The sequence below is a fragment of the Chryseobacterium elymi genome (assembly GCF_003385495.1).
Lineage (GTDB): Bacteria > Bacteroidota > Bacteroidia > Flavobacteriales > Weeksellaceae > Chryseobacterium > Chryseobacterium elymi.
In genome coordinates, this window is the sequence record NZ_QNUH01000037.1 from 1 (window position 1) to 9,642 (window position 9,642).

At 38.7% G+C, this 9,642-nt stretch carries 10 protein-coding genes and 1 tRNA gene; 3 read left to right on the forward strand and 8 right to left on the reverse strand.

What is annotated here, in order from left to right; all coding sequences use genetic code 11:
* The 5 genes from DRF60_RS20275 to DRF60_RS20295 all read right to left on the reverse strand — a co-directional run.
* Positions 1-287: response regulator (locus tag DRF60_RS20275; RefSeq protein ID WP_133297257.1), on the reverse strand; the 287-nt coding region annotated here is incomplete at its 3' end.
* A gap of 343 nt (positions 288-630) precedes the next feature.
* A complete protein-coding gene (locus tag DRF60_RS20280; RefSeq protein ID WP_116015086.1) occupies positions 631-1,107 on the reverse strand; it encodes a GNAT family N-acetyltransferase in 477 nt (158 codons plus the stop codon).
* 23 nt (positions 1,108-1,130) lie between these two features.
* Positions 1,131-2,546, reverse strand: coding sequence for an aminotransferase-like domain-containing protein (locus tag DRF60_RS20285; RefSeq protein ID WP_116015088.1), 1,416 nt, complete (start codon positions 2,544-2,546; stop codon positions 1,131-1,133).
* Positions 2,547-2,587: 41 nt separating this feature from the next.
* Positions 2,588-2,956: a hypothetical protein gene (locus DRF60_RS20290; protein ID WP_116015090.1), complete on the reverse strand. Its 369-nt coding sequence runs from the start codon at positions 2,954-2,956 to the stop codon at positions 2,588-2,590.
* A gap of 216 nt (positions 2,957-3,172) precedes the next feature.
* Positions 3,173-3,254: transfer RNA gene (locus DRF60_RS20295), tRNA-Leu, on the reverse strand.
* 176 nt (positions 3,255-3,430) lie between these two features.
* Here DRF60_RS20295 and DRF60_RS20300 point away from each other — a divergent pair.
* The 3 genes from DRF60_RS20300 to DRF60_RS20310 are packed head-to-tail and all read left to right on the forward strand — an operon-like array spanning position 3,431 to position 5,398.
* The gene (locus DRF60_RS20300; RefSeq protein WP_116015105.1) at positions 3,431-3,808 is read left to right on the forward strand and encodes a DUF3127 domain-containing protein; all 378 of its coding nucleotides are present in this window, start codon (positions 3,431-3,433) and stop codon (positions 3,806-3,808) included.
* A gap of 59 nt (positions 3,809-3,867) precedes the next feature.
* Positions 3,868-4,521 carry a leucyl/phenylalanyl-tRNA--protein transferase gene (gene aat / locus DRF60_RS20305; protein ID WP_116015092.1) on the forward strand — a complete coding sequence of 218 codons (654 nt, stop codon included), beginning with the start codon at positions 3,868-3,870 and terminating at the stop codon, positions 4,519-4,521.
* A complete protein-coding gene (locus DRF60_RS20310; RefSeq protein ID WP_116015095.1) occupies positions 4,508-5,398 on the forward strand; it encodes a DMT family transporter in 891 nt (296 codons plus the stop codon). Before aat ends, DRF60_RS20310 begins: the two co-directional genes overlap by 14 nt.
* 145 nt (positions 5,399-5,543) lie before the next feature.
* Here DRF60_RS20310 and DRF60_RS20315 read toward each other — a convergent pair whose 3' ends face one another.
* The 3 genes from DRF60_RS20315 to DRF60_RS20325 form a co-directional block, all read right to left on the reverse strand.
* Positions 5,544-6,929 (reverse strand): tetratricopeptide repeat protein, encoded by a 1,386-nt coding sequence (locus DRF60_RS20315; protein ID WP_116015097.1) that lies wholly within the window; start codon positions 6,927-6,929, stop codon positions 5,544-5,546.
* A 360-nt stretch (positions 6,930-7,289) separates the two neighbouring features.
* Positions 7,290-8,672, reverse strand: a complete 1,383-nt coding sequence (gene glmM, locus DRF60_RS20320; RefSeq protein ID WP_116015100.1) for a phosphoglucosamine mutase — start codon at positions 8,670-8,672, stop codon at positions 7,290-7,292.
* Between the two features lie 57 nt (positions 8,673-8,729).
* On the reverse strand, positions 8,730-9,642 hold a 913-nt coding region (locus DRF60_RS20325; RefSeq protein WP_116015102.1), incomplete at its 5' end, for a DUF4421 family protein.

The following is a 9,642-nucleotide window of genomic DNA, read 5'->3' on the forward strand; positions in this document are numbered from 1 at the left end:
CCGCCGCTTTCTAAGCCTAACACAATATTTTCGGACGTTCCCAATGCTGTCAAAAACAGGATTGGAACATGCTTATTGGTTTTCCTGATCTCTTTACAAACATCCAGACCATTCATTTCCGGAAGCATAATGTCAAGAATTACCAGATCAAAATCGTTGCCCAGCACCACCTGTACGCCTGTACGCCCGTCAAAGGCTACTGAAACTTCGTACCCGCTTTCCTGAAGCCCTTTCTTTATAAAAGAGACTACGCTGGTTTCGTCTTCGATGAGGATAATCTTTTTCATTGGAATAAGGAATTTCACAAAAATAGGGAAAAAGTCCGAATAGACATGAAGGAAGGCCAAACCTCATGAACAGAAAGAACCTTAACAAGAAATGGTAAAAAAGTCTGAAAACAATTTTATTTTTATCGTAAAGGAAAACAGAGCAGATTTTCTCTGTATAGCAAGGAAAACAAAGGCATTTCATTCAGCAAAGTAATACAAAACATTTCCTTTGTAAATTGGCTACCAATAAGATGAAACGGCTTTACTTACCTTAAAACCAACTAAATGCTTTGTAAGGCTCTATCTACCATCACACTCACTTAATCTTTATCCCGGATTCAGTTTATTTATTAAGCCTCTTCTAAAGATTAAACTCAAGCATCATCTGTGTATTACAACGACTATAAGCCGAATCAGAGATTGGCATATGTCTAAAACCAAGCTTTTCATATAATTTTATTGCAGGGACGAGTACAGAATTTGTTTCAAGAGAAATACTTTCTGCATTTAATTCCCTGGCTTTATCTATTAAGGTCTGTCCTACCAAATATCCTATTTTCTTTCCCTGGGCTCTGGGACTTACAGCCATCTTTGAGAGTTCAAATCTAAGGGGTGCATCCGATATTTTCACCAATGCACAGGTGCCGACAGCTTCATTATCGAGTATTGCAAAAACAATATATCCTCCTTTATTTATGATATGCTCTTCAGGATTGTCCAGTAGTTTATAATCACCTGCCTCCATGGTAAAAAATGTTTTGATCCATTCTTCGTTTAATGCCTTGAAAGCTTCTTTATACTGAGGGTCATAAGCTATAATTTTTACTTCATTGTTCATATTATCATTGCTATAGTGTTTTATTAAATTCTTTTTTTTACCATTTTCGCCAGCTTTTCAAGGTCACTTTCTACCCTGTCCGTCCATTCCAAGGCGTAATTCAGGCGCATGCAGTTTTGGTACTGATTGTATTGGGAAAACATTCTTCCGGGAGCAAAGCTTATTTTCTGGCTCATTGCTTCATCATACAGGTCTTCCGTACAGATTCTTTTATCCAGCTCCAGCCACAGCATAAATCCGCCTTTCGGTTCCGAAATTTTGGTATTGTCCGGAAAATGCTGAATCACTGATTTCTGAATCTGAAGATAATTCGCATACAACTTATTTCTGAACATTCTCAGATGGTGGTCATAGCGGCCGTGTTCAAGAAAATCTGCAATCACATCAGGATATAGGGACGGACTGCACACGGTCTGTACCAGCTTCTGCCGGATTACCCTTTCTTTAAACTTTCCGGGAGCAACCCATCCCACGCGATAGCCTGGAGCAAGTGTCTTAGAAACCGATCCTATCCACATCACCAGGCCAGCCTCATCATAAAATTTACACGGTTTTGGTCTTTCTGATCCAAAATACAGGTTTCCGTATATATCATCTTCGATGAGAGGAACATTATATTCCGTGATCATTCTTACCAGCTCTTTTTTATTCTCATCAGGCATCTGAAAGCCTAACGGATTATTGAAATTCGTTACAAAACAGCAGGCAGAAAGCGTAGGCAGCACTTTTTTCAGAGCATCCAGATCTACTCCGTAAATAGGGTGGGTGGGAATTTCCACGACCTTCAGACCCAGCTGCTGAATCGCCTGAAGCACCCCAAAATAGACAGGGCTTTCCACTGCTACAGAATCCCCGGGTTTCGTCACCGCCATCAGGCAGGTATACACCGCATTCATGGCTCCGGAGGTGATGACCAGATCATCTTCTGATATTTTCCCCTCTAGTACCAGAGCCCATTTGGCTGCTTCACGCCGGAGATATTCGCTTCCCTGTACCGGTTCATAATCTGTCCCGCTGTCATTTTTTCTCTTGATCACATTGATCATGCATTTTTTAAGCTTCGCCAAAGGCAGGAAACTTTTCCCCGGAATACCTAAAGCGAACTGGGTAACATCCGTTCCGTCAATGGTTCCGAATACTTTATCAATAAGATCTTCCGGCGTATTTTTCTTCTCAGCCACTTTCATTGGGGCCACTGAAGGCAATGCCAATTTTCTTTGAGAAGTCTGACTCACAAAATAGCCATATTTGGGACGGGATTCTACCAAAGAGCGGCTTTCCAGCTCCATATAGGCCTGTTTTACAGTATTCAGGCTGACATTATAAAGTTTTTGAGCACTTCTTAATGAAGGCAGCCGGTCTCCCAACTGCAGTGTATCACTTTTAATCTGCTCAGTGACAGATTTTGCTATTTTAAGATAAAGAACGTCTTTTGACATAAAGCCTCGGTTTTAAGTAAATGTACAACTTTATTGAAGTTTTAGCCACCATTCAGCCAACTGATCATTCTGCTGATACTGCTTTTCAACTGTTCTGCGTTCCGGAAATTTGCTGAATTATTTTTATTAAAATAACGCTCTGCCTGAAGATTAAAATTCTTTTTTTCGGAGTCTGCAAGGTCACCTTTGCCATAGATCTTAAATGTGATCCCTCCTTTTCCATTAATGATCAGACTTGCAAAACCCAAAATCTCATTTCTTTTCTTAGCCAAAAGAAAGGGTACACCAAAATCCTGGTTTAATCCGGATAAATTTTGTGACTGCAGAAAGATATTTCTCAGAGACGGCATATCTGAAATATAGACGTCAGCATATTGAATCTGCTGCTGGTTTCGAATAATAGTTTCCATAATACTCTGTTTTAGTATAACAAAATTATGGAGTATTCTATTAAGGATACAGATACAGAAGTTACTATTATATTGGGTACAGGCTGAATAAAATCGATCTGAGAAATTGTGGTTAATCAAAGAGCATTATCTAAGCCTCCAAATATTCGAAGGGTTTATGTGAAGGGCATAAAAACAAAAAACTCCCTGTAAACAATACAGAGAGTTTTTCGCAAGTGCGGATGAAGGGACTCGAACCCCCACGCCTCACGGCACCAGATCCTAAGTCTGGCGTGGCTACCAATTACACCACATCCGCTGGTTTGTTTTTGCTTATTTTAAAGAGCTTGCTTCGTTTTTGTGAGTGCAAATATAGGACTTTTTCCATTGTCTCCAAACTTTTCAGAAAAAAAATTTAAAATTATCATATTTTTTTTCAGGTCCTCCAATTATTACATTTCATTTTCTTACTTTTACAAAGTTAATAATTACAATATGGAATTACAAGGAACGGTAAAGAAACTTTTTGATGCTCAGACATTTGCAAGTGGCTTTCAAAAGAGAGAAATGGTTATTTTAACCCAGGAACAGTATCCACAGCCGATAAACATAGAATTTTTGTCTGATAAGATCAGTTTATTAGATAACCTTAAGGAAGGTGAAAATGTGAAAGTGGGAATCAACATCAGAGGAAGAGAATGGGTTTCTCCTCAGGGTGAAACTAAGTATTTCAATTCTATTACAGGATGGAGAATAGAAAAGGTTATGGATAACGGATCTGAGCCTACACAAGCTTCTCCTTCTCAAGCTGCATCCCCGGTTTCCAATGAAAATCCTTTCGCTGGTGACGATGATGATGATTTACCTTTTTAATTAAAAAATAAGATCAAATATAAATCCTGCTTTCCCAAGTGGGATTTTTTTTCCAAAAAATGGTCCGATTAGACGAAAACGAGATTTCATTCCCCGATCCTGAACTTTATGACGGTCACGATGGACTGGTTGCCTTTGGAGGAGACTTGTCTACAGAGCGGGTTTGGTTTGCCTATCAGCTTGGGATCTTTCCGTGGTATAACCCCGGAGAGGAAATATTATGGTGGTGTCCGGATCCAAGATTTGTTCTGTTTCCCGAAGATCTGAAAGTTTCCAAGTCGATGCGAAAAATACTGAACAGGGATGTTTTTACATTTTCAGAGAACAAAAACTTCAGGGACGTAATTCGAAACTGCCAGCAAGCCAGCAGAAAGGGACAGACCGGCACATGGCTTTCGGATGAACTGATGGAATCTTTTATTCAGCTTCATAAGTATGGCCTTGCCAAAAGTATTGAGGTATGGCAGGACCGAGAGTTGGTTGGAGGTTTTTACGGGCTTCAAATTGGAAACGTTTTCTGTGGCGAAAGTATGTTTGCGAAAGTAAGCAATGCTTCTAAAGCCGGCTTTATTCATTTTGTGGAAAACAATAAAGACAATTTTGATCTCATTGACTGTCAATCACATACCGATCATCTGGAAAGTTTGGGAGCAAAAATGATTCCTAAAAAAGAATTTTTAAACATCTTACACAAAAACAATGAACACAGATAAAGAAAAATGGATACTTCTGATTGTATTAACTATTATCTGGGGCTCGTCTTTTATCTTGATCAAAAAGTCTCTTGAGCATTTCAGTCCTTACCAAGTGGGAGCACTCCGGGTTCTGATCACCGGAATTATTTTAATGCCAGTAGCGATTTCAAAATACAGGCTGTTTCCCAAAAAGCACCTGAAGTGGCTTATCGTAGCTGCATTTACAGGAAATTTTATTCCTATGTTTCTATTTCCGATAGCAGAAACGGAAGTAAGCAGCAGCATCGCCGGAATTATCAATTCTATGATGCCTATCTTCGTGATTATTGTGGGCGCGCTGATCTGGAAGTTTGACACAACTAATAGGCAGATCGTGGGAACAATGATCAGCTTTGCGGGAGTCTGCTTATTGGCTTTCGGAGGAGATGGAGAAGGCGGAAAATTCAAGCTTATTCCGATATTACTGTTGTTATTGGCCACGTTGTGCTATGCTTTAAGCACGACAACGGTGAAGTCCAAACTAATGGATGTTTCTTCTACTATTTTATCAGCGTTTGTTTTCTCATTTGTTTTATTTTTCCCTTCCCTTATTGCTTTAACATTCACAGGGTTCTTTTCAACATTCAGTTTTAATGAGGACAATATGCTGGGGCTGATGTTTGTAGGTTTATTATCTATATTTGGAACAGGGTTGGCTATGACCCTGAATTATCGGTTACTAAAGGTATCTACGCCGTTATTTGCTTCCACCGTAACTCTGCTGATGCCTATCGTTGCTATTATCTGGGGATTTTTAGATGGTGAAAAACTGAGCTTCTTACAGTTTGTGGGGGCAGGAGTCATTATCGGCGGGCTGATTTTTTTAAGAGCTAAAACAGCAGTTATAAAAAAATAGATATTTTATTGATATCAACTAAAAATCCTGCATTGCTGCAGGATTTGATTATTTAATGCTTATAAATTTAATTATTAAGAATTTTAAGCTGTTAAGAGAATCGAGATCAATCTTTCAATTTTAAAGTCTTCTCTCTTCCAACTTTCTAAGAATTCTTCTTCTTTTTCACTTTAGCTTTAACCTTCTTAACCTCATCTTTAATAAAAGGATATTTTTTCTGCATATCCTGGGCTAATGATGCATCAATATTTAAGGCTTTCTGAAGAGATTCTGCTCCTTTTTCCGGGTTTCTCAGGTTGAAATAGCAGTTGCTGAGTTGGTAATAAAGCTCTGCTCTGTCATGTACCTTTAAGGCGTTATCCAGAATCGTTACTGCTTCTTCATATTCTCCAAGGAGCATCAAGACCTCTGAATAGGCATACCAGTTATAAAATCTTGAAGGTTCTGCATCTACCAGCTTTTTCAGGCAGGCCAGGCTTTCTTCAAATTTTCCGGAATCAATGAACAGAAACGCCAGTCTTTTCTGATAGTCAAGGTTGTCGTCATTCAACTGGGTGGCTTCTTTTGCAAAGTGTAATGCTTCTTTCATACCTCCCATTTCTTCATAAAGATAAGACTGCTCCATCATCGCAAGATAAAATTGCGGGTCTTCTCTCAATGATTTCTGGAATGCATTTAAAGCCATTATGGACTGTTTCTGCGCCTTATAGCACAAGCCTATCTTGTAAAATGTAAATGCTTTGGTATATTCAAGCTCAAGCATTTCCTCATATACCTCTACGGCCTTCTGGTACTGACCCAGGGCTTCGTAACAGGCCGCTTTGTTTGCATATACTCCTACAGAACTTGAGTTGATGGCCAAAAGATAATCATATCCTTTTATGGCTTCTTCGTAATTCTTTCTGTTGAAGTAAAACTGCCCGTATTCGAACCAAGCGGTTTCGGAATAGGCAAATTCATCTAAATATTCATTAAGAAAGGCAATAGCCTCCTCGCTCTTATTCAGGTCGCTGAAGCAGATCATACAGTTTTCGAGAGAATACTCATCCATAGGATCTTCTTTCAGAGCTTTTCTGTAGTGTTTAAGGGCGTTAAAAGGGTCTCCCAAGTTTACATATTCGTCCGCAATAAAGTTATGAAGGAAGTTTTCTTCTTCCTGCAGTTCTAAGGCTTTTTTGCAGATGTCAATGGCTTTTCTGGGGTTTCCCAAGTTCGAATAATACTTCGCATAGCAGACCATAAAGTCTGTGTTTTCCATGGATGAACCTTTCAGTTCGTCAATGAGTTCTTTTGCGGTATTATAATCTTCCCATTCCAAAAGAATCTCAAGTCTTTTGATCTTGATATCCAATGAATTGGGATGAAGCTTAAGGCCATAATTAACAGCATTGTCTGCGTAGTTAAAATCTCCCAGCTCCAAATAATAAACAATAATGTCTTCTAGCTCTTCGGTATCGAAGTAGAATTCATCATTATTTTCCATCATTTCCTCGAACTTTTTTACAAGTTCATTTCCAAAATACTCTTCCAATAGTGTTGTCTTTGTCGGCCCGATGTCTGAATATGCTTACAAACCTCGGCAAACTTTTTAATTAATAATAACCTCTGAAACTGAAATTCAAATGTTTATGCAAAGTTGCAACTTTTTTTTGAATTATTTTTTCATAAATTTCTATATTAAAGATAGTAAAAAAAGAAAACAGATAAAAGGATTGTGGATAAAAAACGGAAATTGTGGTTAAATAGTGATAACGATCCATTCTCAGCACAAATCTCAAAATTCAAGGCCTCTTCAATATCTTTTATTCTGTTTCTGTTTCCCTCATCTAAAATATTGAAAACAATCCAGCAAAAAAAGAACGGAGCAATTCTGTTCCGTTCCTGTTTATTTTTAAATCAAACTTTTAATTTTAGCGATGATATCATCTCCAAGCTTATCAGCTTCTTCCTGCGTATAGGCCTCGGTATATATCCTGATGATAGGCTCTGTATTGGATTTTCTCAGATGCACCCAGTTGTTTTCAAAGTCAATTTTAACGCCATCCACGGTAGAAACTTCTTCGTTTTGATATTCTTTTTCCATTTTGGCTAAGATATCATCTACATTAATCTCCGGCGTCAGCTCTATTTTCTTTTTGCCCATAAAGTAGCTTGGGTAACCTGCTCTCAATTCGGAAACGGATTTGTTTTCTCTTGCCAGATGGGTTAAAAACAATGCAGTTCCTACCAAAGAGTCTCTTCCGTAATGAAGATCAGGGTAGATAATTCCTCCGTTTCCTTCGCCTCCGATTACTGCATTCTTTTCTTTCATCAGGTTCACTACGTTTACTTCTCCTACAGCACTTGCAAAGTATTCTGAATCGTGGCTTCTGGCAACATCTCTCAAGGCACGGCTTGAGGAAAGGTTTGATATGGCAACTCCTTTTTTATGTTTCAATAAATAATCTGCTACGGCAACCAAGGTATATTCTTCCCCGAACATTTCCCCTTTCTCATCAATTAAGGCTAATCGGTCTACATCAGGATCTACAACGATTCCTAAATCTGCATTTTCTTTTTTTACAAGCTCACAGATGTCTCCCAGGTGTTCTTTCAAAGGTTCAGGATTGTGTGGAAACTGCCCGTTCGGTTCACAGTATAATTTAATTGTTTCGCAGCCAAGCTTATCGAGAAGCATTGGAATTGCAATCCCTCCTGTAGAGTTTACAGCATCCAGTACTATTTTGAACTTCTTTGCTTTAATGGCTTCAACGTCTACCATCGGAAGGTCTAAAATCTGCTGAATATGAATATTAAAAGCATCATTTCTTGTTTCATATTTTCCAAGATCATCTACTTCTGCGTAGTTGAAATCTTCACTTTCAGCAAGAGCCAGTACTTTTGCGCCGTCATCTCCGCTGATGAACTCTCCTTTACCATTTAACAGTTTAAGAGCATTCCACTGTTTTGGGTTGTGGGAAGCAGTCAGAATAATTCCTCCGTCTGCATTAAGCTCAGGAACCATTATTTCCACCGTTGGTGTTGTAGAAAGTCCAAGATCCACTACATTTATTCCCAATCCCTGCAGGGTAGCTGTTACCAGTGAGGAAACCATTTCCCCGGAAATCCTGGCGTCTCTTCCTATGACAAGGGTTAAATTTTTTTTATTCTGAGTATTCTGAAGCCATGTTCCAAATGCTGATGCAAATTTTACGACATCCAGAGGGGTTAAGTTATCATTTACTTTTCCGCCGATCGTTCCTCTGATCCCGGAAATAGATTTTATTAACGACATTCTTTTTTATTTTTTTAATTGGTTTCAGTAGCAAAGATACTTAAAAGACCTAATAAGTTACAGGATGGGAATCTTTTTCTGAACCTTGTCATAATTCCTTTTGATAACCTTCGGTGGCGGGAAACGGTAGCCTATATACAGCAATCCGTATAGATTGTTATTTTGTACATTCTGATTGTCTTTTTGATTGTAAGCATAGGCATTGACATTAAACTTTCCTCCAAAAAGGAATCTGTCTGTATTATATCCTATATGAAGTCCGCTGGCAAATCTGAGTGTCAGATATTGTGTATTTTGCTTGTTCAATTTTGTCCCATCGTTCTGAATATCCCAGCTGCTGGAAAACATTCCGCCTAACCCCAACGATATATGGGGAGCAATATTCACTCTTTTTTTCGCTCCCAGCACCCAATTATAAAAGTAACCCATGCTGCCCCCTAAACTGTATTGGGTTTCTTTACTTTTCTGCCCGTTTAAAATATCTCTGAATATGGAAAGATCATAATCTACAATAGGCACCCAGCTTCCGCGGCTTTCTTTCTGCCATTCACCCTGCGTATATATGCTTTTCAGTGAGAAATGATCTTTCAGCACATAGGCGGTGGATCCTCCGAAACTCTGAACCCTCAGATCGGGAAACTGAAGATATGGGTCTTTTCCTTCTTGCCAGTCCGGGAAGAAGTCGCTCATATTTTCCATGTAAAATCCTTTTACATTTTTGTAATAAACGGTCTGGATAAACTTTTTTGGGAAAAACCTGAATCTCAGGTCTGCATAAGAGCTGCTTCCTTTGAGGTTATCATCATTATTCCCGGGAAGGAAACTTGGTGTAAATGAAACCGTTGCGCTTATAATTCTATAATCAATAGAAAAGGACGCTCTTGTTTTGTTGTTGATTGAAAAGATGGTTTCCAAAGATTTATCTTCAGGACCTTCAGTAAAAATATATGTTTCAATATTCGTATCAAGG

Coding starts and splice junctions, on each gene's coding strand:
- DRF60_RS20280 (WP_116015086.1), bottom strand. CDS start 1,107: ATGAACAATGAAGTAAAAATTATAGCTTATGACCCTCAGTATAAAGAA.
- DRF60_RS20285 (WP_116015088.1), bottom strand. CDS start 2,546: ATGTCAAAAGACGTTCTTTATCTTAAAATAGCAAAATCTGTCACTGAG.
- DRF60_RS20290 (WP_116015090.1), bottom strand. CDS start 2,956: ATGGAAACTATTATTCGAAACCAGCAGCAGATTCAATATGCTGACGTC.
- DRF60_RS20300 (WP_116015105.1), top strand. CDS start 3,431: ATGGAATTACAAGGAACGGTAAAGAAACTTTTTGATGCTCAGACATTT.
- aat (WP_116015092.1), top strand. CDS start 3,868: ATGGTCCGATTAGACGAAAACGAGATTTCATTCCCCGATCCTGAACTT.
- DRF60_RS20310 (WP_116015095.1), top strand. CDS start 4,508: ATGAACACAGATAAAGAAAAATGGATACTTCTGATTGTATTAACTATT.
- glmM (WP_116015100.1), bottom strand. CDS start 8,672: ATGTCGTTAATAAAATCTATTTCCGGGATCAGAGGAACGATCGGCGGA.